This is a genomic window from Mesorhizobium sp. f-mel (genome assembly GCF_053850215.1).
Genome location: NZ_JBSPTO010000039.1, coordinates 1 through 24849, shown reverse-complemented (window position 1 = coordinate 24849; position 24849 = coordinate 1). Strand labels below are relative to the sequence as shown.

The window sequence follows — 24849 nt, the reverse complement described above, 5'->3', positions numbered from 1 at the left end:
AGATCATCACCGATGTAAGGCGCTGGCTTGCCGTACGCAATATCGGTAACCGCTCAATAGGCGTCGCAGTTTTCCGCGATCGCCGCCTGCGAACTGGCGGTGATGCGGTTGTCGGCGATCGCGAAGGTTTCCTGCATCAGCGCGTCGTTGTTGGGGAAATCATAGCAGGCGATCACCGTGGTGACGCCACCCTCGGTCTTCTCGATCCGATGCCGGATTTCAGCCCCGGCGACAGCGCCTTGCCAGTCGTCGATCGAGGCGATGAATTCCTGCTTGGTCTGGACGACGCCGAGATCGTCGAGTTTTATCCGGACGTCGCCGGCAAGCAGGTCCGACAGTTCGGCGCGATCGGCGACCAGCAGCGCCGCATACCAGCGGCCGATGAGCGCGCCGTCGTCGGCGCGAGCGGATATGACTGAAAACAGCAGCGCCGCTGCGGCCACGGCGATCGAACGGCATGCCATGCAACCCTCCTATGTCATCTCCGGCCGCTCGAAGTCGCCGGTATCCTTGTTCATCACCCAGAGCTCGCCGGTCGATATGTCGAACCAGGCACCATGCAGCGACAGCCGTCCCTTGCCTTCCAGGATCGAGACGCAAGGAAAGGTCCTGAGATTAGCGATCGAATAGCGGATCGAAATGCGCTCCAGCGCGGTCTGGCGCTCCGTCGCCGTCATGAACGTGCTGGAGGACACGGTCTCGGCCGCCGGCGCAATCAGGCTCATCCACTTGCCGATGAAGTCGCCGGGCGACAAGGGCGCGGCCGTGGGGTCGAGTGCCGCGCGGATGCCGCCGCAGCGGCCATGGCCCATGACCACGATGTTCTTCACCTTGAGGCTCTGCACGGCGAACTCGAGCGCCGCCGAGGTCGAGTGGAACTGGTCGTCGGGCGCATAGGGCGGCACCAGATTGCCGACATTGCGCAGCACGAAGAGTTCGCCGGGGCCAGCGTCGAAGATCGCCTCGGGAGCCGCGCGGGAGTCGCAGCAAGCAACGATCATCGTTTCGGGGGATTGGCCCTCGCGAGCGAGCGAGCGATAGCGTCCGCTTTCGGCGAGATAGCGGCCGCTCATGAAATTGCGGTAGCCGGTGAGCAGATGGTCTGGGAGATGAGGCATAGGCGGCGTCTGGAGCCTTTCCGGGTTAGGCGGCAGCTCTTTCAAGTCAGGAAGGCTCTAGCGGCAAAAGCCGGTCACGGGCAATGCCGAATCGCAGAGGACTGGCTGCAATAGGCATGCAGCAAACAAGCCTCGGCCTGGTGAGGTCATGTCCTTGCAAGCCAGGTTGTCATGCCCAAATGGCGACAGGGATGCCAAAACGATCGGCGAGCGGCGGATCCGGAAGCGGCCTTGCCTCGCCGCTGGCGATGCGGCCGGCAATCAGCATCATCGCTGCGGCGTCGACAAAGTCGTCGCCAGCAGCGCCTCGCGGCGGTGTCTGGTCGAGAAAGCCCCTGGTAAAACCGTGCCGGCAAAGCAGCGCCTTGCGTTCCGCCATGCCGGCCGGGTTGACGACGCCCTTGATCTTCTTCGGCAGGCACATTGCCTGATCGCTATTCAGTCGGCAGAAGGCGACCTCCGGATGCGATTCGAACACGCGGCTGCGCAGTTCGGGACGCGCGATCAGCACGGCATCGATCTCGCGGATCTTGGCAAAAATGCCGAAGGCCTGGATCGAGACGCCGCGCGGCGGATCGGAGGTTGCCTTCGCCACTTCGCTTGCCTCGCGATGTGCGGCATACCAGGCCTTGATCGTGGTGAAGCCGTCTGTATGCGCGTAAAGCGCCGCACGCGAGGGGATGGCGAAGACGCTGGATTGCCTGTTACCAAGCAGCGGCCGCACCAGCGCTTCGGGCCCACGGCCGCCCTTTTGCGACAGATCGGGCAGGCCGATCGGCATGTCGACGGCGACTGTCGCATCGGCCGGCAATGCGTCGAGCAGTGCTGCGAAGCTTGGAAAAACGGCTGCCGAGGGCATTGCGCCCGGATCGCGGCGAACGGCGATCCAGCCGGCCTTGCAGCCGTCGACGCCGACAACAGTCACGCTCTTTTGTCCCTCCCCGGATGCAGGAGATGGCGAAGCTGCACCATCGCCATCGGGTGCGACAGGCTCTGCGCGTCGGTTTCGAGCTGCAATTCGTCGCCGCCGCGCTTGGCGGTGCCCGCCAGGATCTCGTAGACCGCCGCCGTGGTCGATTGCAGTGCCTTGACCGCCGGCTGGCCGGACAGGATGCGCGCCAGATAGACGGCCGCCGTCAGGTCGCCGAGCCCATTGGGCGGCTTTTCGATGAGGCGATGTTCGGCGAGCAGCGCCTGGTTGCCGTTGAGCAGCAGATTGCCGGTGCCGCCGGCCATCATCGCCAGCGCCGAAGTGACCAGCATGGTGGACGGCCCGGCATCAAGGGCGGCCGCCATCACCGCCTTGAGATCGGGCAGCGGCGCTCCCGCCATCCATTCCAGCTCGTAGCGGTTTGGCGTGGCGATGTCGGCGATCGGCATCAGCCGGTCGCGCATGGCAATGGCGGTGGTCTCCGGCACATAGAGCCCGCCCGAATCGCCCATCACCGGGTCGCAGATATAGACGGCGTCCGGCGTCTTCGCCTTGACCGCGCCGACCAGCGAGGCGACGGCGTCGGCCTGGCCGCCTTCGCCGAGGTAGCCAGACAGCACCGCGCCGACCTCGCCCAGCCATGGCGCGCGCTCGAGATCAGCCATCAGCGCCTTGAATTGATCGAGCGGCGGCACGATGCGCGTCGCCCGCCCATGGCCCGGATGCCAGGGCAGGATGACGGTCGGCACCGCCCACACCGGAAAGCCGAGCGTCTCCAGCGCAAAGACCGCGGCGCGGTTGCCGACCGAGCCGCGCGCGACATGGCTGGAAATGACGATGACCGCGCGCGGCGCGTCGTGTTCTTCGGTGCTCACGGGGTTCCTAACTTTGGCTGAGGAAAAGCACGAGCCAGATCAACAGGCCAATGCCGACAATGAGCCCTAATGCCCGGCCAATGCGCGTGCCCCAATATTCGATCGGGTCCGACTGGTCGGCGTCTGCAGCAGTGACGTGATCGCGCGCGCCCTTGGCGGTCCGCGCCATGAACGAGGTGCCGCCCGGGTCGGTTTCACGTGCCACGCGCTCGATAATGCGGCGCGATTCGTCGTCGCTGTCCTGGCGTTCCGCCATGGCAATGCCCCTGTTTTCGCGGCGACTTTAACCTGTTCGCCCGGCCAATTACAGGGCTTGGCAGTGAATGATAAAGAACCAGCAAGGCTCCCAGGCGGAGGTCATGTTCTTGCACGCGGATTGTGGTACTGCTTCGGCTGCCAGTCATATTGAGGGATCTTTCCATGCTTGCTCAGCGTCTTTCCTCCCCTTTCTTCTTCCGCAATCTGCCTGCCTTGCTGATGATGACGATCGTGCTGCCACTGCTTGCCGGCTGTGGCTACAACACCATTCCGACGGCGGAGGAAAGCGCTAAGGCCGCATGGAGCCAGGTGCTGAACCAGTACCAGCGCCGCGCCGATCTCATTCCCAACCTGGTCGAGACGGTCAAGGGCTATGCCGCGCACGAGAAGGATACGCTCGAGGCCGTGGTCGAGGCGCGCGCCAAGGCGACGCAAGTGACGGTGACGCCCGAAACGCTGAGCGATCCGGAAGCCGTCAAGAGATTCCAGGACAGTCAAGCCGGCCTGACCAGCGCGCTGTCGCGGTTGCTGGCAGTGGTGGAGAATTATCCCGACCTCAAGGCCAACCAGAATTTTCTGGCACTGCAGGCGCAGCTTGAAGGCACCGAGAACCGCATCGCGGTCGCCCGCCGTGACTATATCCAGGCGGTGCAGGAGTACAATCTGACGCTGAAGACCTTCCCATCGGTGATTTGGGCGACCCTCTGGTTCCGCGGCAATCAGCCGTTCGCCAACTTCACCATCGAGGAAGACAAGATGCAGACGCCGAAGGTCGATTTCGGCACGCAGCAGGGCGGGTGACCAGCGATTAGCGGGCCCGATCCCCGTTGGCCTTGTACTCCGTCCCACCCCCCTCTGTCCTGCCGGACATCTCCCCCGCAAGGGGGGAGATTGGCAGCTTCTGCGTTCCGTCCACTCCTGGAACATTCAAAATTGGCGAAGGCCAATGCGATAGTCGATCTCCCGCCTTGCGGGGGAGATGTCCGGCAGGACAAAGGAGGGTGGGAAGGAACGCCAGCCTTGCATTCCTGCCGGTTGTTCTAGCCCTTCTTTGCCTTAGCCTCTTTCTCACCGCTCTCGCCGCCGAATTACCTGTTCTGACCGGGCGGGTTGTCGATAATGCCGGTATCATCGATGCCGCGACCGAGGCGGCGCTGACCCGGAAGCTTGCCGATTTCGAAGCCAAGAGCTCTGACCAGATCGTCGTCGCGACGGTTCCTAGCCTCGACGGCGAGGAGATCGAGCCCTACGCCAATCGTCTGTTTCGCGCCTGGAAGCTCGGCCAGGCCGGCGAGGACAATGGCGTGCTTTTGCTGGTCGCCAACAACGACCGCAAGATGCGGATCGAGGTCGGCTACGGGCTGGAAGGCACGCTGACCGACCTGCACACCAGGCTGATCATCGAAAACGACATGGTGCCGGCCTTTCGCGCCAGCGACTTCTCCGGCGGCATAGCCAAGGCCGTCGACGACATGGTCATGGTGCTGGAAGGCAATCCGGAAGAGCTGGAAGCGCGCGGCGAACGCAACCAGCAGCCGCCATTCAACACCGACGATCTGTTCTTTGCGATCTTCATAAGCATCTGGGCGATCATCTTCTTCGGCAGCATCGCAGCCTCCATCCTGCCACCGATCTTCGGCCGGAAACTCGGTCCTGGCCGCTATCGCTGGCTGGGCATGACCTTCGAGCCGAACCGGCGGTCTTCCGGCGGCTGGTCGGGAAGTTCTGGCGGGGGATGGTCGTCGGGTTCAGGCGGCGGCGGCTTTTCCGGCGGCGGTGGCTCGTCCGGCGGCGGCGGCTCATCGGGAAGCTGGTGACGACATGACAAGACGCGCCATCTGTCCCCCAGGTTCCGGCCATTTTGCCGCGACGGTCGGCGCTGCTTGGCGGCCATGGCGGTGCTGCTGGTCGGCTTCACCGCTCTCGCCGCCGAATTGCCTGTTCTGACCGGGCGGGTTGTCGATAATGCCGATATCATCGATGCCGCGACCGAGGCGGCGCTGACCCGGAAGCTTGCGGATTTCGAAGCCAAGAGCTCGGACCAGATCGTCGTCGCGACGGTTCCTAGCCTCGACGGCGAGGAGATCGAGCCCTACGCCAATCGTCTGTTTCGCGCCTGGAAGCTCGGCCAGGCCGGCGAGGACAATGGCGTGCTTTTGCTGGTCGCCAACAACGACCGCAAGATGCGCATCGAGGTCGGCTACGGGCTGGAAGGCACGCTGACCGACCTGCACACGAGGTTGATCATCGAAAACGACATGGTGCCCGCATTCCGCGCCGGCGACTTCTCCGGCGGCATCAGCAAGGCTGTCGACGACATGGTCATGGTGCTGCAAGGCAATCCGGAAGAGCTGGAAGCGCGCGGCACCCGCAATCCGGCCGACAGCAATTCTGTCGATCCCATTGTCGCGCTGTTCATCATCGTGTGGGCGATGCTGTTCTTAGGCGGCCTGGCGATGGCATTCCTGCCGCCGATCTTCGGCACAAAGCTGTCGCCGGGCGTGTATAAATGGCTGGGCATGACATTCCGCTATGGCCAAAGGTCGGGTTCCGCGTCCTCGGGCGGCGTCTGGACAACCGGCACTGGCAGCGGCTGGTCGTCGTGCCGTTCCGGTGGCGGCTGGTCGTCGGGCGGTGGCGGCGGCGGGTTTTCGGGCGGCGGCGGCTCGTCCGGTGGTGGCGGTTCTTCAGGAAGCTGGTGAGACACAACATGGCAACACGACCGATCAGCCCCGGGGATCATGACCGCATCGCCAAAGCGATCCGCGCCGCCGAATCAAAGACCGACGGCGAAATCTACTGCGTCGTGGCCTATGCCAGCGACGGCTATTTCTTTCCGGCGGCCTTTATGGCGACGCTGGCCATGCTCGTCGTCAGCCTCGCCGTCAGCTACGGGCTGGAAGCATGGTGGCTGTCGATCCGCGTGCCGCATTTCGTCATCGCGCAGCTTCTGGCGATGGTCTCGGTACTTGTCCTGTTGTGGGCGGTGCCCGGCTTGCGCATCTACCTGGTGCCGAGGCGGCTGCGCTACCAAGCCGCGCATGCCAATGCGATAAAGCAGTTCCTCGCCCGCAACGTCCACCGCACCACGGCGCGCACCGGCGTGCTGGTGTTCGTTTCGATTGCCGAGCACTACGCCGAAGTGATCGCAGACAGCGGCATCGACAGCCGTGTCGGCCAGGATGTCTGGGACAGCGTCGTCCGCGACCTTACCGCGCATGCTGGCGACGATCGTCTCGCCGACGGCTTCATCAAGGCAATCGAAGCGACGGGCGCGGTGCTGGCCGAGCATTTCCCGGTTTCTACCGACGACAGCAACGAGCTGGACGACCATTTGGTCGAAATCTAAGAGCCTGCCTGCAAACGCTACTCTGCCGGACGCCTGACGCTATTTTCTGCGCTTCACATGCTCACGGACTTAACGCATGACCCCGGAAACCGAGATCGGTTTCTGGAAAAGGATCATGCGCAATTGAAAGCGTTAGAGCGTCCTATGCGCGTCCAATTGGACGCGCGGCGCTCTAATGTCCGCTGCGCTTCGGTTCTCAAAAACCGCGCCATTCGCCTCGGCAGAGCGCGTTTTCAGACAGGCTCTTTCGTGTCGCAGGCACGTCTATCGTCTGTGCGAAAGCTTGGGAGCCGGTGACCGGACTCTTGCAATCGGGCGATGCGGGTTTATGGTTAACCAATCATGAAGACGCTGAGTATCGACATCAGGAAAGCCGAGCCGCGCGACGCAAGCGCCATCGCCGACGTGCATCTGCTGGCCTGGCGCGGCGCCTACTCCGGCATCATCCCGCATCGCACCCTGACATCGATGATCAACCGCCGCGGCGCCGACTGGTGGGCGAACGCCATCCGCCGTGCCGCCACCGTTCTGGTCGTCGAGATCGGCGGCAAGGTCGCCGGCTACGCCACGATCGGCAAGAACCGCGCCCGCGAGCTCAAGCAGCAGGGCGAGATTTACGAACTTTACGTGCGCCCGGAATACCAGGGCATCGGGCTCGGCAGCCGGCTATTCTCGGCCGCACGGGCGCGACTGGCGGATCATGGCCTGAAAGGCATGGTGGTGTGGGCGCTGGAAGACAATCAGAACGCGCTCGCCTTCTATGCCGGCGCCGGCGGCCGCGACGTCGCCGAGGGCGTCGAGGTCTTCGAACAGAAGGCGCTGAAGAAGGTCGCCTTCGTCTGGGAATGACGGCTCGACACGCCTCTCGCTAACACCCCCTCAGCTGCTTTCAGTACCATTCGCCGCATTGCACCATGCGCCGCTGCCCGCTATCGGTCTCCTATCGAAAGAGGGACAAAAGCCATGCGTATCGAAGCCATTGCCATCGGAAAGAACCCGCCGGAGGACATCAACGTCATCATCGAGGTGCCGATCGGTGGCGAGCCGATCAAGTACGAGATGGACAAGGAGGCCGGCACGCTGTTCGTCGACCGCTTCCTGCACACCTCGATGCGCTATCCCGGCAATTACGGCTTCGTGCCGCACACGCTGTCAGGTGACGGCGACCCGATCGACGTGCTGGTCTGCAACACGCGCGCGCTGGTGCCGGGCTGCGTCATCAATGTGCGGCCGATCGGCGTGCTGGTGATGGAGGACAATTCCGGTTTGGACGAAAAGATCATCGCGGTGCCTTCGCCCAAGCTGACGCTGCGCTACGAGAACGTCACCGAATACACGCACCTGCCCGACATCACCCGCCAGCAGGTGCAGCACTTCTTCGAGCACTACAAGGATCTCGAACCCGGCAAATGGGTCAAGATCGAGGGCTGGCACGACGCCGCCTTTGCCAAGAAGATGATCATTGAGGCGATCGAGCGGGCTAAGGCAAGCAAGTAGCCGAAGCCTGAAGTTGACCGAATGGGCTGTCGCCGGTTGAGGTTGGCTGAAGCCCCTCAGCTTCGTCATCCTCGGGCGGAGCAAGGAGCGTAGCGACGTAGCGCAGACCCCTGGATCCATGGCGTGACGTCAAAGCGCCGCAACAGTGCAGAGTTCTGGTCCGCTGCGCACTTCGGTTGATTTCACGGAATGGATCCCAGGGTCTGCGCTCCGCTTCGCGTCGCTCCGCCCAGGGATGATGACGAAGTCAGTTATCGACGCGGCCGAAATCGGGTGCGTTGCCGATAACCACGCGCTTGTCCTTGCCGCAGGCAAAGGTGCGTGCCTTCTCGTCGGCGAGTTTTCGCGCCTCATTATTGGCGGCCGGATTGCCGGTGGCCAGCACCAGGCCGACGGTGCAGCCCTCATAGTTCTCCGGCTGGGCGACCTTGGCGACGATCAGCACGTCGGTTGGTTTGTTCTCCCCCTCGGGATTGCTGATCGAGCGACGGTGGATGACCGCGAAAGGAATGGCAAGATCGCCGTTCGTCTCGATGCGCCACTCGAGTTTTGGTGCAGCCGAATTGAAGGCGATGAAACTTTCCCAGACCGCGGTCATGTCGCTGGAGGGAAAACCATAGAACAGCGATTCCCGGGCATCGTCGTAGGCGATCAGCACCGGGTAGCCGCGATAGCCCGAACAGGCAAGACTGGCCCAGTCGCCTTCGCCTTCTTGCGCTTGCGCGTAGGTCACGCAGTCCTTCTTCCAGTCGAGATCGGTGTAGGCGCTGGAAATGTCGCCGGCCTGGGCAGCCTGGCAGAGGCCGGCAAGGGCAAGCGGGATCATCAAAAGGCTACGCATCGCGGACAACTCCGTTTCGGGCTGCCGCACGGTATCGTTAAACGCTATTTCTTCAAGCTCGCTTCGATCAGCAGGTCCGCGTTCCGGGCTACAGACTTCGCCGGTCCGCCGGCACCGAACAGCTGGCCGCTGATATAGGCGCCTTCGATCAGAAGCAGCAGCCCGTCGCCCAGCGTATCGGCGTCGCCGGCACCCATTGCCGCCGCCATGGCGCGCAGGCGTCGTCGCAATTCCTGCTTGTTGGCCTCACTCACCACGCGGGCCGGGTGGCCGTGCTCGGGATATTCGACGGCCGCATTGGTCATGCCGCAGCCGCGATAGTCTGGCTTTTGCGTGCGCTTGCCGATGCGTGTCAGGAAGGCAGCGATCTGCGCGCGCGGATCGCCGGGATGGGCAGCCACCGCCTCGTCGAAGCGGGCCCAGAACTCCAGGTCGTATTGCCGGAGATAGGACGCGGCCAATTCGTCCTTGGAGGGAAAGCTGCGATAGAGGCTGGGCTTGGTGACGCCGGCACGCCGCACGATCTCGTCGACGCCGATCGCCCTGATGCCTTGCCGGTAGAACAGGTCGCGGGCAACGCAAAGGATTTTTTCGCCGGCGCGGGGCTGTGCCAATTCATCCGCTTTGATCCTTGGTTCAATGCTTTTCATCTAGGATGTGCCGTTGCCTGCTTGACAATGTTACCGATCGGTACGTATACCTTGGTGCAATTGCAACGTACCGGTCAGTAACATGATAGCTCAATCCCGCCCGTTTGGCCAGCGCTACGCTTTCGTCGTGGTCGCCGTCATTTTCCTCTGTCTGCTGATCGCGGCGGGCCTGCGGTCGGCGCCGGCCGTCATGATGCTGCCGCTGGAGGAGAGTTTCGGCTGGCGGCGCGATGTCGTTTCGCTCGCCGCGGCCATCGGCATCTTCCTCTACGGCCTGACCGGGCCGTTTGCCGCGGCACTGATGGAAAGGATCGGACTGCGCCGTACGCTGCTGGCGTCGCTGGTGTTGATGTCGGGCTCGACGGCGCTCAGCCTGTTGATGACCGAGCCGTGGCACCTGCTTCTCACCTGGGGCGTATTCTCCGGCGTCGGTTCCGGCGCGGTCGCCACGGTGCTCGGCGCCACCATCGTCAATCGCTGGTTCAAGACCAATCGCGGCCTGGTGATGGGACTGATGTCGGCCTCCGCCGCCACCGGCCTGCTGGTGTTCCTGCCGCTGCTCGCGGCCCTCGCCCAGTCGGGCGGCTGGAAGCCTGTCGCCATCGCCATTGCGGTCGCCACCGCCTGCCTCGTGCCGCTGGTCTGGCTGCTGGTGCCGGAGCGCCCGGCCTCGATCGGCATGGTGCGCTACGGCGCTGAGGCCGACGACGTGCCGCCGGTTCCGCCGGCCTCGCAGGGCAATTTTCTCACGCACACACTCAGCACGCTGCGCCGTGCCGCCGGCACCCGCGTGTTCTGGTATCTGTTCGCCACCTTCTTCATCTGCGGCTTCACCACCAACGGACTGGTCGGCACGCACCTGATCGCGTTTTGCGGCGACATGGGTATCGGTCAGGTGCAAGCCGCCGGCCTGCTGTCGCTGATGGGCATCTTCGATCTGATCGGCACGACGCTGTCGGGTTGGCTCACCGACCGCTTCGACCCGCGCAAGCTGCTCGGCGTCTATTATGGCATCCGCGGCCTGTCACTGATCTATCTGCCTTATTCCGGCTTCTCGTCGACCAGCCTGATCATCTTCGCCGTGCTCTACGGATTGGACTGGATCGCCACCGTGCCGCCGACGCTCAGGCTGTCGAACGAGGCGTTCGGCGACCGCAGCGGGCCGATCGTCTTCGGCTGGATCGTCGCGGGCCATCAGGTGGGCGCTGCGGCTGCCGCCTTCTTCGGCGGCACTATGCGTGAATTGCAGGGCAATTACGAGCTTGCCTTCCTCATAGCCGGCATGACGGCGATAGCCGCAGCCTGCATCTCGCTGTTGATCAACACCAGCCGTCCAGCCTTCGAGCCGGAACCGCAGGCGGCTTGAGTTGTGACGGCTGAGCGCTAATCTCCCCCTTGAGGGCCCTTGAGGGGGAGATGGCCGCGAAGCGGCCAGAGGGGGTCGGTGCGACCAGGCTCGGCGCCTTATCGCAGACGCAGGTGGTCGGTGCTCCACGCGAGACGACCCCCTCTGTCGCCCTTGGCGACATCTCCCCCTCAAGAGACCCTCAAGGAAGAAATTCGCCAGTCTGTTGGTTGTAACGAAACCTTCATGGTTTCGAGATGTGCCTGAAACATTGAGGCTGGACCTTGGCGGCGACGTTCAACGCCATCCAGGAGACAGCCATGAACAAGATTTCGATGACCCGGCGCGCCTTCGTCACGTCCGTGAGCGCCGCCGGCGTCGTCGGCGTATCGGGCCTCGCGCTTCCCTATTATTCGCGCGCCAATCAGCGGCCCGCCTTCACCCATGGCATCCAGTCGGGCGATGTCGACGCAACCAGCGGCGTGGTGTGGACTCGCACCGACCGCCCTTCGCGCGTGATGTTCGAAGTGTCGTCGACGGAAAATTTCGCCAACGCCGCCCGTCTTGCGCCGCTCGATACGTCGCCGGCCAGCGATTACACGGTAAAGCGGCTGCTCACCGATCTCGCCTCCGACCAGGACATCTTCTACCGCATGATCGCGGCCGATCTCGCCGACATCAACGCCGTCTCCGAGCCGATCGTCGGCCGCTTCCGCACGGCGCCGGCCTCGAAGCGCGACATTCGCTTCGCCTGGTCGGGCGATACCGCCGGCCAGGGCTGGGGCATCGACGACACCGGCATGAAGACCTATGCCACGATCGGCAAGCATACGCCCGACTTCTTCCTGCATTCCGGCGACACCATCTATGCCGACGGCCCGATGAAGGACGAGGTCGACCTGCCCGGTGGCAGCAAGTGGAAGAACAACGTCCTCATCGACGAAAAGCGCAAGGTCGCCGAGACGCTGGACGAGTACCGCGGTCAGTGGAAATACAACATGATGGACAGGAACGTGTTGGGGCTCAATGCCATCTGCCCGACCTTTTACCAGTGGGACGACCACGAGGTTGTGAACAACTGGTCGGATTCGAAGGACCTGAGCGCCGACGAGCGTTACTCGGAAAAAAACATCCATGTGCTGGCGTCACGCGCGGCACGCGCCTTCCACGAGATGACGACGATCCGCTACGAGCCGTCGGAACCGGGCCGCGTCTATCGCAAGATCGCCTACGGGCCGCTGCTCGACGTGTTCTTCCTCGACATGCGTTCCTATCGCGGCTCCAATGGTCCTGGCATGCAGGATACGGTGACGCCGCAATCGCGCATCCTCGGCGAACAGCAGATGAAACGGCTGAAGCGCGAACTGGCAAACTCCAACGCGACCTGGAAAATCATCGCCGCCGACATGCCGCTCGGTCTCATCGTCTGGAACGATGCCACCAAGAAGGCCGGCGCCGAGGCCATCAGCAATGGCGACAATGGTCCGGCCAAAGGCCGCGAGCTGGAGATTGCCGACCTCCTTCGCTATATAAAGAATGCTGGCATCACCAACACCGTCTGGCTTACAGCTGACGTGCACTACACGGCGGCGCACTACTACAATCCTGATAAGGCGCAGTTTCAGGACTTCAATCCGTTCTGGGAGTTCGTTTCGGGTCCGCTTCACGCCGGCACCTATGGACCCAATGATTTCGACATGACCTTCGGCCCGGAGCTGAAATTCATCAAGGCGCCAACCGCCGAGCAGGGGCAGAACCTGCCACCCTCGGCCGGCCTGCAGTTCTTCGGCCTTGTCGACATCGATGGCGCCACTGAACAGATGACGGTGCGGCTGATGGATCGCGACGACAATGAACTCTACAAGGTCTCGCTCGATCCGATACAGTCGGCGTGAAGGCGTCGAAGCGTCACAATGGGCGGGAACCGGTGGACGGAGGGGCACGACGGAGTGATTAGAACGGCTTCATTCAGCGCCGTTGCATTCTTCCGGAGTTGCGCCCTGGGATGACAGACGCCGTCGGCGGTTGTCAGTCTGGATAGCAAACGGTCGGAATTTGGGGCCACACAGCGCTGTCGCAGTTGGCGGCCGCCTGCCTCTCCTTGAAGGCGGCGCTAACCGGCCCGGTCACCACCGGGTCGACGCCATCGGGAGCATCGGCAAATAACTGGTCTGCCGTTCGTGTGTCGGACGGCAGGACAGGCCGCGTTTCCTTCGACGTCGCGGCCGACTGTGCCGCGCCTGCCGCGAGGAGAACGGCGACTGCACCCCATGCGAGGATAGGCCGGTATCTGGTGCCCGTGTTGCTCATGAAATTTGAACTGTCCCGACCGCGAAAGGTTCCGCTTTGGTTAATAATTCCATTTCACACCAAGACGCTTAAGATTTGGTGACCATGTATTTGGTGGCACGCCTCCTCTTTCGCAATTGCGAAAAACCCTGTATGAGCCGCCCAACCGAAAGAGGCAGCGCCTTTTGGCCTGCTGCCTGCAACACTCCCGAGACCACAACATGAAAATTCGTAATATCGCGATCATCGCGCACGTCGACCATGGAAAAACCACCCTCGTCGACCAGCTCCTGAAACAGTCCGGCTCGTTCCGCGACAACCAGCGCGTCGCCGAACGCGCCATGGATTCGAACGACTTGGAAAAGGAGCGCGGCATTACCATCCTGGCCAAGGCGACCTCGGTCGACTGGAAGGACACCCGCATCAACATCGTCGACACCCCCGGTCACGCCGATTTCGGCGGCGAAGTCGAGCGCATTCTGTCGATGGTGGATTCGGCCATCGTGCTGGTCGACGCCGCCGAAGGGCCGATGCCACAGACCAAATTCGTCGTCGGCAAGGCGCTCAAGGTCGGATTGAAGCCGATCGTCGTCATCAACAAGATCGACCGGCCGGACGCCCGCCACGTTGAGGTGGTCAACGAAGTGTTCGACCTGTTTGCAGCGCTCGATGCGACCGACGAGCAGCTCGACTTCCCGATCCTTTACGGCTCGGGCCGCGACGGCTGGGTCTCGGAAAACCCCGAAGGTCCGAAGGACCAGGGCTTGGCGCCGCTGTTCGACCTCGTCATCAAGCATGTGCCGGCGCCGACCGTCCATCCCGGCCCGTTCCGGATGATCGGCACCATTCTGGAGGCCAATCCGTTCCTCGGCCGCATCATCACCGGCCGCATCGAATCCGGCACACTGAAATCCAACCAGGCGGTCAAGGTGCTGCATCATGACGGTACCCAGGTCGAAACCGGCCGCATCTCGAAGATCCTGGCTTTCCGCGGGCTCGAGCGCCAGCCGATCGACGAAGCGCAGGCGGGCGACATCGTCGCCATTGCCGGCCTGTCGAAGGGGACCGTCGCCGACACGTTCTGCGACCCGTCGGTGACCGAACCGCTGCATGCGCAGCCGATCGATCCGCCGACCGTGACGATGTCGTTCCTCGTCAACGATAGCCCGCTGGCCGGCACTGAGGGCGACAAGGTGACCAGCCGCGTCATCCGCGACCGCCTGCTGCGCGAGGCCGAAGGCAATGTCGCGCTGAAGATCGAGGAATCGCCGGACAAGGATTCGTTCTTCGTCTCCGGCCGCGGCGAACTGCAGCTTGCCGTGCTGATCGAGACGATGCGCCGCGAAGGTTTTGAGATCGCCGTGTCGCGACCGCGCGTCGTCATGCAGCAGGGTGACAACGGCGAATTGCTGGAGCCGGTCGAGGAAGTCGTTATCGACGTCGACGAGGAGCATGCCGGCGTCGTCGTGCAGAAGATGTCGGAGCGCAAGGCCGAGATGGTCGAATTGCGCCCCTCAGGCGGCAACCGCCAGCGCATCGTCTTCCACGCGCCGACGCGCGGCCTGATCGGCTACCAGTCGGAACTGTTGACCGACACGCGCGGCACCGCTGTCATGAACCGGCTGTTCCATGCCTACGAGCCGTACAAGGGTGAGCTGCCGGGCCGCACCAACGGCGTGCTGATCTCCAATGAGCAGGGTGAATCAGTGGCTTATGCCATGTGGAACCTGGAAGACCGCGGTCCGATGGTCATCGATCCCGGCGTCAAGGTCTATCAGGGCATGATCATCGGCATCCATTCACGCGACAACGACCTCGAAGTGAACGTGCTGAAGGGCAAGAAGCTGACCAACATCCGCGCCGCCGGCAAGGACGAGGCGGTGAAGCTGACCCCGCCGATTCGCATGACGCTGGAACGCGCGCTGGCCTGGATCCAGGACGACGAACTGGTCGAGGTGACGCCGAAGACCATCCGCCTGCGCAAGCTCTATCTCGACCCGAACGAGCGCAAGCGTTTTGAGAAGTCGGCGAAAGTGGTCGGCGCGGCCTAAGGGCAATACCGCGCAATGAGCGGCAAACTCGTCACGGCTGTCATATACGACAATCGGCCCGAGGCCGAAGTTTGCGTTCGATGCTCGAAGCGTATGGGATCTATGCCCTCGCGACGCATATGACCGACAGCAGGCTCGGCCTGATCCATGTGCAGTGATGTCGAAGCGGCCAAGGGTTTGATTGGCTCGGTCCCAGAAGAGGGCGACGGACCCCTGGTCGCAGTTATCTCGCCTTATCCACCTGCAGCCGAGATGATGGCTTCACGGTCGGGCTCACCGACGAGCTCGATGCGGATCACCATCCCCGCTCGAGGCGGCTTGCGCAAAGCTTTGGCCCCGTCCGGACCAACGACCAGCAATCGCTTCTCTTCCCAAGCCTGAAGCCGCGATCGCGAGATGCCGAGTTCGCTGGCGAGCAACCGGTCTAGCCGCAGCGCTGTCGGCGTTTCGAGCCCGAGTTGGAGTTCGAGAGCGGTGGTGTTTTCCGGCTTGTCGCCGAGCACCTCCTTAAGAACAGCGGCTTCGGGAAACTCCTCGACGTGCCCGGCCCCGCTTCGCAGTGCGGCAACATCGAAGGCATGGCGACGCGCCAGGGCCGGGTCGTTGCTTTCGAGCGCCTGCAGCAACGCAGGCTCGATGTCGCGGCGGTTGCACCGCTCCAGAATGCCGAAATTCCAGGAATTGTCGCAACCAACGCATCGGTAGATCAGCCACGCATCGATGCGTTTGCCGTTGGCGTTGACGCGGAATTTCCCACTGCTGTGGTAAGCCTTGAGGCCGTTGCAGCGGTTGCAATTGATCAGAGGTCGAGGTGCGGTTTTGGGCGCGATCGCCCAGCGCATGCGCAGTATCGAAGACATGCCGAAAAGCCCTTCCCGTCGGGAAGTTCGTCAGATCGGCGATGTCGAGATGCCCATGTGGGCCACGGCGTGGCGAGAGGCTGCGGTGGTCGGAAATCAGGTGTCGCGGGCGGTGAAACGCAACAACGGTTCAGCAGTGCCAAACCGGTCTCGAACCGCCACCCTGAGGAACACATGAAATGAAGCAGACGTCGCGAAAACGGCGCCATGCATTGTGTCGGGGGAGTTGACGAGACCGGCGGTTACGTAGGCAAAGTGAAGCTCGAAAATGTGTCGGGACGGAACTTCTAGCCGCGAGAAGTTTGGCCGGCAAGGCTCTTCTCGGTGAGCGCTACCGTTGCCCGGCCAGTTGGGCTAGTCTTGCGTAAGAGCCAACGCCCGAAAACAGAGATATCGGTCATGCACTTCACATCGCTTCTGATCTTCGCCGCCGCCCTTTTCGTCGCCGCCGGCTCGCCCGGCCCCTCGATTGCCGCGCTGGTGGCGCGGGTTATCGCCAAAGGCTTTCGCGATGTGTTTCCGTTCCTGCTCGCCATGTGGATCGGCGAGGGTATCTGGCTGTCGCTGGCGGTGTTTGGGCTGGCGGTGGTGGCGCAGACCTTCCATCTCGCCTTTGTCGTGCTGAAGTGGGTCGGCGTCGCCTATCTCGCCTACCTCGCCTGGAAGATGTGGACGGCGCCGATCGAGGCGCGCGAGGGCGAGATGCCGCGCGAAGAGTCGGCCGTCAAACTGTTCTTTGCCGGCATGGCGGTGACGCTCGGCAATCCCAAGATCATGATGTTCTATCTGGCGCTGCTGCCGACCATCATCGATCTCGCGTCGGTGACGATCGTCGGCTGGGTCGAGCTGACGCTGACCATGGCCGTGGTTCTGGTCGCCATCGATCTGGCCTGGGTGCTTGCCGCAGCGCAGGCGCGGAAACTGCTGAAGAGCAAGCGGGCGATGAAGATCGCCAACCGCGTCAGCGCCGGCACCATGGCCGGCGCTGCGGCCGCGATCGCGGCGCGGTCCTGAGCATGATCCCGAAAAGTGGAAACCGGTTCTCGGAAAGATCATGCTCAACCAAGCTACGCGTCAGCCCATTTCGATGATTGGCGCGATCTCGATGCTGAAAGCCGGGTCCTTCAGGATAGGACAATCCTTGGCCTTGCTGACGGCATCATCAATGTCTTTCGCCTCGATGATTGTATAACCGGCGGTTGGATTGCTGCCGCCATTGTTCTCGACCTTGCCGTCAGGCAGCACCGTCTTCGACATGCCGACCGGATTGCCGCCGTCGACTACGGCCGAGCCAAGCTTGCCGTACCAGCCATTCCAGGCCTCCATCGCCGCTTTCCGTTCGGCCTCCTCGGTCGGCATCTTGCCCGAGCCATGATAGACGTAGAGAAATTTCGCCATGGTCTCCTCCTTGATCCAGCGGCATCGAACCGGCATGCGGTCGCGCCGCATTGCGATCATCGGACCAAAACGGCGAACACGCAACGAGAATGCGCAGCAGCTAATATAAAGATCATCACCTCGCCATCGCGTGGTATTCATCGTTCGGCCGCATATCGACCGCCGCCGCCACCCGGTTCGACATGTTGAAGAAGGCGGCAGTCGAGGCGATGTCCCAGATGTCGCGGTCGGAAAAGCCGGCCTCACGCAGCGCTGCCCGGTCGGTCTCGACGATCTTCGCCGGCTGCTCGGTCAGCTTCACCGCGAATTCGAGCATCGCCTTCTGTTTCGTGGAAAGGTCGGCGGCGCGGAAATTCATCGCCATCATCTCGCCGAATGCCGGGTCCCCGGAAAGCTGGCGCACCGCCGCGCCATGGGCGGCGAGGCAATAGTAGCAGTGATTGATGGAGGAGACGGCGACCGCGATCATCTCGCGCTCCAGCTTCGACAGGCCGGATTGGCCCAACATCAGATCGTTGTACATATCGGTGAAGGCACGCAGCTTCGTCTCGTCGAAAGCGTAGGCCAAAAGCACATTGGGAACGAGGCCGAGCTTCTCCTCGCATTTGGCGAAATAGGCCCTCGTCGCCTCGCTCAGTTCCGCGGGTGCGAGGCCAAGTGCAGTGATTTTTCCGGCCATGGGCTGTTTTTCCTTTGTTCGTCGGTGATTTGCTGACGAATTCCGACATTTCGTCGCAAGCGGTCAAACCTTTGTCGCCAAATTTCGGTCATCTGCTACCATAGTCGCAAAACATATGACGGGAGGGATTAGCGACATGGCCGGCCTGAAATCTGCAAGCCAGTTGAAAAAGATGAGCACGGCCAAGGGCAGCGAGAAACCCGGCAGGCTTGCCGATTACCTGCTGGCCCGTGCGCCGGCCGAAGATGTCGCCGCCTATGAGGTCACCGCCCTCGAACGCGCAGCCGATCTCGCCGGACGCGCCGTCGCCAGGCACAAGAAAGGCGATTGCCTCGTCGCCATAGAGGTTGATTCCGGTGTCGTCCGCCAGGGCAGGCCGATGACGGTGATCACCGTCGTCAACGACAACATGCCGTTCCTGTTCGATTCCATCCTCGGCGAGATCACCGAGAGCGCCGGCGAACCGCTGCTGGTTACTCACCCGGTCATCGTCGTCAGGCACGGCAAGAGCGGCGTCGACGAAATCCTCGGCGATGGCGGCTTTGCCAAGGGCGATCACAGTCATGAGCGGCTGAGCGTCATCCACGTCCATATCGCCCGTCTTTCGGCCGATCAGGCCGACGCATTGGCCGAGCGGCTGAAGAAAATATTAGGCCAGGTGCGCGCTGCTGTCATCGACTGGAAGCCGATGCTGGCCCGCCTCGACCAGGCAATCTCGGAGTTCCGCTACGCTCCGGTGCCGCTCGACAAGGCCCATGTCACCGAAGCGATCGCCTTTCTCGAATGGCTGCGCGACGACAATTTCACCTTCCTCGGCATGCGCGAGTTCAAATACACCGGCGGCGAGAAGAGTGGCACCCTGGAGCGCACCGACAAGCCCGGCCTCGGCATCCTCTCCGATCCCGACGTGCTGGTGCTGCGGCGCGGCACCGAAGCGGTGTCGACGACGCCGGAAATCCGCGCCTTCCTGCACGGGCCGGAACCGCTGATCGTCACCAAGGCCAATGCCAAATCGTCGGTGCACCGCCGCATCTATCTCGATTACATCGGCGTCAAGACCTACACCGCCAAGGGCGTGCTTGCCGGCGAGCTGCGCATTGTCGGCCTGTTCACCTCGACTGCCTACACGCGCTCGGTGATGAAGATCCCTTATCTCAGGTCGAAAGCCGAAACCATCATCGCCAAATCCGGTTTCAACCCTGAAGATCACTCCGGCAAGGCACTGATCAACGTGCTGGAGAGCTATCCGCGCGACGAGCTGTTCCAGGTTCCGGTGCCGATCCTGCGCAAACACGCCGAAGCCATTTTGGGGCTGATCGAGCGGCCGCGCGTCAGAGCGCTGGTGCGCGCCGATCAGTTCGACCGCTTCGTCTCGATCCTCGTCTTCGTGCCGCGCGACCGCTACGACAGCGTCGTACGCGAGAAGATCGGCACCTATCTGAAGACGGTGTTCCAAGGCCGGCTGTCGGCCTACTACCCCGCCTTTCCGGAAGGCGGGCTGGCTCGTGTCCATTTCATCATCGGCCGTTCCGGCGGCAGGACGCCGAAGGTCGACCAGGCGACGATCGAGGCAGCGATCCGCGCCATCGTGCGGACCTGGGACGACATTCTGCGCGAGACCGCGGCCGAGACCGGCGCCGATGCGGCGCTCACGGCGATCGCCTCGCGCTTCTCGGGAAGCTATCGCGACAGCTTCTCGCCGGCGGAGGCGTTGGCCGATGCCGGGCGCATCGCCAGGATCAGCGCGGCCAACCCGATCGCCATCGACTACTACCGTCATGCCAACCAGGAACCGCATCAGGCGGCGCTGAAGATCTATCACCATGGCAGCCCGGTGGCGCTGTCGCGGCGGGTGCCGGTGCTGGAGAACATCGGATTCCGCGTGATCAGCGAGCGCACCTTCGAGGTCGGCGACGAGGCTTCCAGCATGGTCTTCATCCACGACATGGAGCTCGAAAACAGCTACGGCAAGCCGATCGACCTCGGCGACCGCGGCGCGCTGTTCGAGGACGCGTTCCTTTCCGTCTGGCGCGGCGACATCGACAATGACGGCTATAACGGCCTTGCCCAGACCGCCGGCCTGTGGTCGAGCGAGGTCACCATCCTGCGCGCCTATGGCCGCTATCTGCAGCAGGCCGGGATCCCGCAGAGCCAGGATTTCATTGCCGCCGCACTCAACCGCTATCCGGAGATCGCGCGTGGCCTGCATGAGCTGTTCGTCGCCCGCCTCGGACCGACGGCGAAGACGGAAGGCGTGGTCGCGGCCAAGCACCTCAAGGCCAAGATCAGGGATGCGTTGGAAGAGGTTCCCAACATCGATGACGACACCATCATCCGTCGCTACCTCAACCTGATCGAAGCCTCGCTACGCACCAATCATTTCGTTGCCGATACGAAGGAGAAGGGCCAATCGCTGGCGATCAAGCTCGACTCGCAGGCAGTCGACGGTCTGCCGGCGCCGCGGCCGTGGCGGGAGATCTTCGTCTACGGTTCCGAGGTCGAGGGCGTGCATCTGCGCTTCGGCCCGGTCGCCCGCGGCGGCCTGCGCTGGTCGGACCGCGCCCAGGACTACCGCACCGAGGTGCTCGGCCTGGTCAAGGCGCAGCAGGTCAAGAACGCGGTGATCGTGCCGGTCGGCGCCAAGGGCGGCTTCTATCCGAAGAAGCTGCCGATGGGCGCCGGCCGCGACGCCATCTTCGAAGCCGGCGCGTCCGCCTACAAGAATTACGTCTCCAGCCTGTTGTCGATCACCGACAATATCGGCCTGGACAGCGTCATTCCGCCAGCCGGTGTGATCAGGCGTGACCAGGACGATCCCTATTTCGTGGTTGCCGCCGACAAAGGCACGGCGACCTTCTCCGACACCGCCAACGCCATCAGCGAGAAGCATGGCTTCTGGCTCGACGACGCTTTCGCCAGCGGCGGCTCGGCCGGCTACGACCATAAGAAGATGGGCATCACCGCCAAGGGCGCCTGGGAAGCAGTCAAGCGGCATTTCCGCGAGATGAATCGGGATATCCAGACCACGCCCTTCACCGTCGTCGGCGTCGGCGACATGTCGGGCGACGTGTTCGGTAACGGTATGCTACTGTCCGAGAAGACCCGGCTGATCGCCGCCTTCGACCATCGCGACATTTTCATCGATCCCGCTCCAGACATGGCGGCTTCGATGGCCGAGCGCCGGCGCATGTTCGCCCTCGCCCGGTCGAGCTGGCAGGACTACGACAAGACAAAACTGTCCGAAGGCGGCGTCATCGTCTCGCGCAGCCAGAAGTCGATCACACTGCCGCCGGCCGCGGCCGCGGCGATCGGCCTCGGCAAGACGACCGCCTCGCCGGTCGAGATCATGAGCGCCATCCTCAAGGCGCCGGTCGACCTTTTATGGTTCGGCGGCATCGGCACGTATCTGAGGGCATCGACGGAAACCAACCAGGACGTCGGCGATCGCGCCAACGATGCTATCCGGGTGACCGCGCTCGACGTGCGCGCCAAGGTCATCGGCGAGGGCGCCAATCTCGGCGTGACGCAGCGGGCCCGCATCGAGTTCGGGCTGAGTGGCGGGCGCTGCAATTCCGACGCCATCGACAATTCGGGCGGCGTCAACTGCTCGGACGTCGAGGTCAACATCAAGATCGCGCTGGCTTCCGCCATGCGCAAGGGGGCGCTGACCCGCCCAGCGCGCAACAAGCTTCTTGCCGAGATGACCGACGAGGTGAGCGCGCTGGTGCTGTCCAACAATTACGAGCAGACGCTGGCGCTGTCCCTTGCCCGCAAGCGCGGCCTTGCCGACATCGCCCATCAGAGCCGTTTCATGGCAGCGCTCGAGGCGCGCGGCCTGCTCGACCGCAATGTCGAAGCTCTGCCGTCGCCGACAGCCCTTGCCGAGCGCGAGGCGCGCGGCGAGCCGTTGACCAGGGCCGAGCTCGGCGTGCTGTTGGCCTATGCAAAGATCGTGCTGTTTTCCGACATCGTCGCCAGCGACGTGCCGGACGATCCGCATTTCGACCGTGACCTGATGGGCTATTTTCCGGACCGTATGGCGAAGAAATACGCGGCCGAGATCCATGGCCATCGCCTGCGCCGCGAAATCATCGCCCGTGTCGTCGCCAACGATCTGGTTAATCGCGGCGGCCCATCCTTCGTCAACAGGCTGCAGGAAGCGACCGGCCGCAGCGCGGCCGACGTGGTCCGGACCTTCGCCGTGGTTCGCGACGGGTTTGGGTTGCCAGCGCTCTGTCGCCAGATCGACGCGCTCGACAACCAGATCGACGGACAGGTGCAGCTCGACCTCTATCAGGCCGTTAGCCGGCTCACCTATGTGGCCAGCGGCTGGTATCTCAAGAACGATACCAGCACCGCACCGCTCGGCCAACGGATCGCCGAGTTGCAGGAAGCGCGCAAGGCACTGGAGCCGAAGCTCGTTTCGCTGCTGCCGGCCTTCTCGCGCGAGCGGATCGAGGAGCGGCGGCATGGTCTGGCCAAGGGTGGCGCGCCGGAAAGGCTGGCAGAACAGCTGGCACTGACCGATGTGGCGGGCGTCGTCCCTGACATCGCGCTGACGGCCCGAGCGGCGAATTCGGACATCGTTGTCGCCGCGAAGGCGTTTTTCGCGGTCAGCGATGCCTTCCGTATTCCGCGCGTCGAGGACGCGGCGCGCTCGATCGCGCCATCCGACTACTACGATCAATTGGCTCTTTCCCGCGCCACCGATACGATCGGCGCGGCCAGGCGCGGCATCGCGGTGGCGGCGCTCACCGGCCATGCCGAGGCGGCGGAGCCGGTGGCGGCATGGCTGGAGGCCGGCGGCGAGAGGGTCGGGCGCATCCGCGAGCGGCTGCAGGCACTGACCGAGGGCGGCGACATCACCGTGTCGCGGCTGTCGGTGGCCTCGGGGCTGATCAGCGACCTGACGGCGCTGTGAGAAGTTTTCCACATCGCTCGGGATTGCAGGCAGGAACTGCGCTATAGAGCGAAACGGTGCCCCACTTCGGGGCGCCGTTCGTGGGAGGGCATATGGCCGAGGTAGCAATGCAGCGAGCGCCGGAACGCGGCATCTGGGGATGGATGCTGTTCGACTGGGCAGCGCAGCCGTTCTTCACGGTCATTACCACCTTTATCTTCGGACCCTATTTCGTCTCGCGCATGGCGAGCGATCCGGAAACGGGCCAGGCGGCATGGGGTTACGGCATCGCCGCGGCGGGCCTGGCCATCGCCGTTCTGTCGCCGATCCTCGGCTCGATCGCCGACCAGACCGGCCCGCGAAAACCGTGGATCGCGTTCTTCGCCGCGATCAAGATCACCAGTCTTTGCCTACTGTGGTTCGCTGCTCCCGGTTCGAACCTTTTCCTGGTCGTGCTGTTCTTCTCGCTGGCCTCGGTCGCGGCGGAATTCTCGACCGTGTTCAACGATTCGATGATGCCGCGCCTGGTGCCCAAGAGCGAAATTGGCCGAATCTCGAACATGGCCTGGGGTCTTGGCTATCTCGGCGGCATGATCGCGCTGATCTTTGTCGTCGCCTTTATGGCCGGCTCGTCGGAAACCGGCAAGACGATCGTCGGTCTAGACCCGATCCTTGGGCTCGATCCGAAACTCGGCGAGGACGCACGGGCGACCGGACCCCTCTCAGCGGCCTGGTATTTCCTGTTCATCCTGCCAATGTTCTTTTTCACACCGGATGCGGCCAAGGGCATATCCCTTGGCCCGGCGGTGCGCGAGGGGCTGTCGGAACTGAAATCGACGCTGGCCGAAATACGCCAGCGAAGCGGCATCTTCCGCTTTCTCCTCGCCCGCATGATCTACCAGGACGGCGTCAACGCGTTGCTTGCGTTGGGCGGTGCCTTTGCGGCGGCGATGTTCCACTGGTCGATCACCGAGATCGGCCTGTTCGGCATCATCCTCAATGTCGTCGCCATCGTCGGCTGCCTGGTTGCCGCACGCCTCGATACGGCGCTTGGCTCCAAGACCATAGTAATGATTTCGCTTGTCCTGCTCAGCATCGCCACGATCGGCATCGTCTCGACCGGCCCGGGCTACACGCTGTTCGGTGCCTGGATGATGCCCGGAGCCGATAGCGGCGGGTTGTTCGGTACACCGGCGGAAAAGGCCTACATCTTCTTCGGTCTGCTGATCGGGCTTGCCTTCGGGCCGGTGCAGGCATCGTCGCGCTCCTACATGGCGCGCAGCGTCACGGCTGCCGAATCGGGCCGCTATTTCGGCATCTATGCGCTGGCCGGGCGGGCGACCAGTTTTGCTGCGCCATTCATGGTGGCCACGATCACCTTGGCCAGCGGCTCGTCGCGGCTAGGCATGGCGGCAATTGTGCTGTTCCTCGGCGTCGGCCTGGCGATCCTGATCCGCACGCCGTATCCGGCGGTCCAGCCGGCGGAGTGAACTGCACTTCCCTTCTCCCCTTGTTGTGGGAGAAGGTGAATCGGCGCGTAGCGCCGAGACGGATGAGGGGTGTTGGAAGAAACGAGACGTGAAAACATCAAGAGATTTGAAGCGGCTTACGCCTTCATCGTAGCGATCCTGCCAACACCCTCATCCGACCGAGCTTCGCTTGGCCACCTTCTCCCACAGGGGGGCTGTTGCACAATTATCCGGTTGTGATTCACTTTGATTCGAAGTCGGAGAGGATCGCCATGGCGGTGAAGCGGACGGGTCAGTTGAGTCTTGCGGAGGCTTTTCTGGGCAGCAAGCTGGCGGGCG

The 24849-nt window shown here is 63.2% G+C and carries 23 protein-coding genes; 12 read left to right on the top strand and 11 right to left on the bottom strand.

All coding sequences use genetic code 11. The annotated features are described in order from the left end of the window. Positions 1 to 53: 53 nt before the first annotated feature. The 5 genes from ACWUKX_RS28520 to ACWUKX_RS28500 form a co-directional block, all read right to left on the bottom strand. Entirely contained in the window at positions 54 to 464 is a 411-nt protein-coding gene (locus ACWUKX_RS28520) for a nuclear transport factor 2 family protein (protein WP_456010014.1), read from the bottom strand. Between the two features lie 9 nt (positions 465 to 473). Further along, positions 474 to 1118, bottom strand: coding sequence for a carbonic anhydrase (locus tag ACWUKX_RS28515; protein ID WP_065011320.1), 645 nt, complete (start codon positions 1116 to 1118; stop codon positions 474 to 476). Positions 1119 to 1287: 169 nt separating this feature from the next. After that, positions 1288 to 2043 carry a DUF429 domain-containing protein gene (locus ACWUKX_RS28510; RefSeq protein ID WP_456010013.1) on the bottom strand — a complete coding sequence of 252 codons (756 nt, stop codon included), beginning with the start codon at positions 2041 to 2043 and terminating at the stop codon, positions 1288 to 1290. Further along, positions 2040 to 2924 (bottom strand): pyridoxal kinase PdxY, encoded by an 885-nt coding sequence (gene pdxY / locus ACWUKX_RS28505; protein ID WP_456010011.1) that lies wholly within the window; start codon positions 2922 to 2924, stop codon positions 2040 to 2042. The genes ACWUKX_RS28510 and pdxY overlap by 4 nt, the downstream gene beginning before the upstream one ends. Before the next feature lie 7 nt (positions 2925 to 2931). After that, positions 2932 to 3180: a hypothetical protein gene (locus ACWUKX_RS28500; RefSeq protein ID WP_127315157.1), complete on the bottom strand. Its 249-nt coding sequence runs from the start codon at positions 3178 to 3180 to the stop codon at positions 2932 to 2934. Positions 3181 to 3344: 164 nt separating this feature from the next. Here ACWUKX_RS28500 and ACWUKX_RS28495 point away from each other — a divergent pair, with 164 nt between their 5' ends. From ACWUKX_RS28495 to ppa, 6 genes are all read left to right on the top strand, one after another. Beyond that, on the top strand, positions 3345 to 3983 hold the full coding sequence (locus tag ACWUKX_RS28495) for a LemA family protein (RefSeq protein WP_287088507.1): 639 nt from the start codon (positions 3345 to 3347) through the stop codon (positions 3981 to 3983). Positions 3984 to 4183: 200 nt separating this feature from the next. Then, positions 4184 to 4999: a TPM domain-containing protein gene (locus ACWUKX_RS28490; protein WP_456010010.1), complete on the top strand. Its 816-nt coding sequence runs from the start codon at positions 4184 to 4186 to the stop codon at positions 4997 to 4999. 75 nt (positions 5000 to 5074) lie between these two features. Beyond that, positions 5075 to 5884 (top strand): TPM domain-containing protein, encoded by an 810-nt coding sequence (locus tag ACWUKX_RS28485; RefSeq protein WP_456010009.1) that lies wholly within the window; start codon positions 5075 to 5077, stop codon positions 5882 to 5884. Positions 5885 to 5892: 8 nt separating this feature from the next. Continuing rightward, positions 5893 to 6531, top strand: coding sequence for a TPM domain-containing protein (locus ACWUKX_RS28480; protein WP_456010008.1), 639 nt, complete (start codon positions 5893 to 5895; stop codon positions 6529 to 6531). 342 nt (positions 6532 to 6873) lie between these two features. After that, complete coding sequence (locus ACWUKX_RS28475) at positions 6874 to 7380, top strand: GNAT family N-acetyltransferase (protein WP_065011159.1); 507 nt, start codon at positions 6874 to 6876, stop codon at positions 7378 to 7380. 114 nt (positions 7381 to 7494) lie between these two features. Then, entirely contained in the window at positions 7495 to 8028 is a 534-nt protein-coding gene (gene ppa, locus ACWUKX_RS28470; RefSeq protein WP_456010006.1) for an inorganic diphosphatase, read from the top strand. A 247-nt stretch (positions 8029 to 8275) separates the two neighbouring features. Here the strand turns inward: ppa and ACWUKX_RS28465 are convergent, their stop codons facing one another. Then, the gene (locus ACWUKX_RS28465; protein ID WP_456010004.1) at positions 8276 to 8869 is read right to left on the bottom strand and encodes a hypothetical protein; all 594 of its coding nucleotides are present in this window, start codon (positions 8867 to 8869) and stop codon (positions 8276 to 8278) included. A gap of 44 nt (positions 8870 to 8913) precedes the next feature. Further along, positions 8914 to 9519, bottom strand: a complete 606-nt coding sequence (locus ACWUKX_RS28460) for a TetR/AcrR family transcriptional regulator (RefSeq protein WP_456010003.1) — start codon at positions 9517 to 9519, stop codon at positions 8914 to 8916. 82 nt (positions 9520 to 9601) lie between these two features. Here ACWUKX_RS28460 and ACWUKX_RS28455 point away from each other — a divergent pair, with 82 nt between their 5' ends. Next, on the top strand, positions 9602 to 10885 hold the full coding sequence (locus tag ACWUKX_RS28455) for an MFS transporter (protein WP_455850362.1): 1284 nt from the start codon (positions 9602 to 9604) through the stop codon (positions 10883 to 10885). Between the two features lie 299 nt (positions 10886 to 11184). Beyond that, positions 11185 to 12759 (top strand): alkaline phosphatase D family protein, encoded by a 1575-nt coding sequence (locus ACWUKX_RS28450; RefSeq protein WP_456010001.1) that lies wholly within the window; start codon positions 11185 to 11187, stop codon positions 12757 to 12759. Positions 12760 to 12892: 133 nt separating this feature from the next. Here ACWUKX_RS28450 and ACWUKX_RS28445 read toward each other — a convergent pair whose 3' ends face one another. Then, positions 12893 to 13174 carry a hypothetical protein gene (locus tag ACWUKX_RS28445; RefSeq protein WP_456009999.1) on the bottom strand — a complete coding sequence of 94 codons (282 nt, stop codon included), beginning with the start codon at positions 13172 to 13174 and terminating at the stop codon, positions 12893 to 12895. A gap of 200 nt (positions 13175 to 13374) precedes the next feature. On the opposite strand from ACWUKX_RS28445, the gene typA reads away from it, so the two are divergent. Continuing rightward, positions 13375 to 15204: a translational GTPase TypA gene (typA, locus tag ACWUKX_RS28440; protein WP_095518070.1), complete on the top strand. Its 1830-nt coding sequence runs from the start codon at positions 13375 to 13377 to the stop codon at positions 15202 to 15204. A gap of 233 nt (positions 15205 to 15437) precedes the next feature. On the opposite strand, the gene ACWUKX_RS28435 is transcribed toward typA, so the two are convergent. Beyond that, positions 15438 to 16064 (bottom strand): DUF1062 domain-containing protein, encoded by a 627-nt coding sequence (locus ACWUKX_RS28435; protein ID WP_456009998.1) that lies wholly within the window; start codon positions 16062 to 16064, stop codon positions 15438 to 15440. Positions 16065 to 16463: 399 nt separating this feature from the next. Here ACWUKX_RS28435 and ACWUKX_RS28430 point away from each other — a divergent pair, with 399 nt between their 5' ends. Further along, positions 16464 to 17078 (top strand): LysE family translocator, encoded by a 615-nt coding sequence (locus tag ACWUKX_RS28430; protein ID WP_456009997.1) that lies wholly within the window; start codon positions 16464 to 16466, stop codon positions 17076 to 17078. A 60-nt stretch (positions 17079 to 17138) separates the two neighbouring features. Here ACWUKX_RS28430 and ACWUKX_RS28425 read toward each other — a convergent pair whose 3' ends face one another. Both ACWUKX_RS28425 and ACWUKX_RS28420 read right to left on the bottom strand, forming a co-directional pair. Next, positions 17139 to 17462: a YciI family protein gene (locus ACWUKX_RS28425; RefSeq protein WP_095518128.1), complete on the bottom strand. Its 324-nt coding sequence runs from the start codon at positions 17460 to 17462 to the stop codon at positions 17139 to 17141. A 115-nt stretch (positions 17463 to 17577) separates the two neighbouring features. Further along, positions 17578 to 18141, bottom strand: coding sequence for a peroxidase-related enzyme (locus ACWUKX_RS28420; RefSeq protein ID WP_456009996.1), 564 nt, complete (start codon positions 18139 to 18141; stop codon positions 17578 to 17580). 136 nt (positions 18142 to 18277) lie between these two features. On the opposite strand from ACWUKX_RS28420, the gene ACWUKX_RS28415 reads away from it, so the two are divergent. Continuing rightward, positions 18278 to 23062 carry an NAD-glutamate dehydrogenase gene (locus tag ACWUKX_RS28415; RefSeq protein WP_456009995.1) on the top strand — a complete coding sequence of 1595 codons (4785 nt, stop codon included), beginning with the start codon at positions 18278 to 18280 and terminating at the stop codon, positions 23060 to 23062. 92 nt (positions 23063 to 23154) lie between these two features. After that, a complete protein-coding gene (locus ACWUKX_RS28410) occupies positions 23155 to 24531 on the top strand; it encodes an MFS transporter (RefSeq protein ID WP_456009994.1) in 1377 nt (458 codons plus the stop codon). Positions 24532 to 24849 lie beyond the last annotated feature (318 nt).